At 32.3% G+C, this 1,552-nt stretch carries 2 protein-coding genes; both read left to right on the top strand.

The genetic code is table 11. The annotated features are described in order from the left end of the window. Positions 1-50: 50 nt before the first annotated feature. Positions 51-413, top strand: a complete 363-nt coding sequence (locus tag KQI83_RS09855) for a TnpV protein (protein WP_216557160.1) — start codon at positions 51-53, stop codon at positions 411-413. A gap of 108 nt (positions 414-521) precedes the next feature. Further along, the coding region (locus KQI83_RS09850; RefSeq protein ID WP_216557159.1) for a phosphotransferase at positions 522-1,552 on the top strand (1,031 nt) is incomplete at its 3' end.

Genomic DNA, 1,552 nt, shown 5'->3' with positions numbered 1-1,552 from the left:
AGATGTGTATAAGAGACAGATGTATGAATATATTTTTGGAGGATTCTATAATGAAACACAATTTTGAAATCAGCTATACACAACAAGGCGATTATCTGTTGCCCGACCTGAGATTGCCTGAACAACCTAAGGTAGAAATTGGGATTTGGGGCAAACGGCATTTACGATACATTGAGAAGTATTATAAAATTCGCTATACGAACTTGCTGACAAGCTGTAAGCTCACTGCTTACCTTGCCAATATTGATGAACAGGCAGAGGATATGTTTTTTCGGTTAGTAAAACAACTTGCCGAAAAGGAAGGCGTAACCGAACGGCTCAAAGCAGAAAATCAAATGCTGTGGGTTAAGTGTATGAACAATATCCGCAACCGTGCAACGGAGCTTGTAAATGCAGAGTTGATTTACACCTAATATGCACAGTCGCCAAGTGGGATAATCTCCTGCTTGGCGGCGTCTTCTATTGCTATATTTATGGTTTTATGGTAAGATAAGAGTACGATATTTGAAAGGTCAAATAAAATGAATATAGAAAAATTTTGTAAAAAATATGGACTCGGTAAAGTAATAAGTATTAATAAAGTATCCGGCGGTCTAATGCACAAAATGTTTAAAGTTGAAACGGATAAAGGTATTTATTGTGTTAAAGTATTAAATCCGGAAGTTATGTCCAGAAAAGAATCGTACAGCAATTTTGTCGAATCAGAATCAGTTTCTAATCTTGCAAAGAAAAATGGAATACCCGTATCCGGCGCGTTAGATATTGAGGGTAATTATGTAACTAAATTAGATGATGTGTACTATATGGTATTTGACTATGTAGATGGTAAAACACTAAAAGATGATGAAATAACGATTGAACATTGTATGAAAATAGGAAATGTGTTAGCACATATTCATTCTTTGAATTATAAAGAAATAGGATTAGAGCCTAATGGAGTAGAATATACAAAATTATATGATTGGGAAAGCTATATAAATAATCCTAATTTTAATAAAATGTCATATAAACGTGTATTCTTAAAGAATTATAAGAAGTATGATTCTATACATAAAAGAGCAAATGAGAGGTTCAATGCTTCAAATAAAAATCAAACAATATGCCATAGAGATATGGATCCCAAAAATGTAATGTGGAATAATGGAAATCCTATCATTATTGATTGGGAATGTGCAGGAGTTGCAAATCCGGAAATGGAATTATTAGAAACCGCATTATGTTGGTCCGGTTTTTTAAGTAATAGTTTTTGTGAAGAACAATTTAGAGCAATATTTATAGAGTATTTTAAATACAGAAGCATTGAAAAAGTTGATTGGTATGATTTTATTTTAGGTAATTTAGTTGGCAGGTTTGACTGGCTAAAATATAATTTAGAAAGAAGTTTGGGTATTTTTTCTGATGATGAAGAAGAAATGAAACTTGCCGAAAATGAAGTTGTAAAGACTATTGAAGAAATAAATAGATATTCAGATTTAATTGGTGAAATGTATGACATTATTACAACATTAACAAAGTACAGTTTACAAGGGACTACACAGGGTAGGTATCTGAC

Source organism: Roseburia sp. MSJ-14 (genome assembly GCF_018918225.1).
In the GTDB taxonomy this organism is placed as follows: domain Bacteria; phylum Bacillota; class Clostridia; order Lachnospirales; family Lachnospiraceae; genus Petralouisia.
Note: the sequence above shows the minus strand (reverse complement) of the source record. Positions and strands in the feature narration are given on the sequence as shown.

Bases quoted from the DNA above. Each gene is read 5' to 3' on its own strand.
- KQI83_RS09855 (WP_216557160.1), top strand. From the start codon at position 51: ATGAAACACAATTTTGAAATCAGCTATACACAACAAGGCGATTATCTG.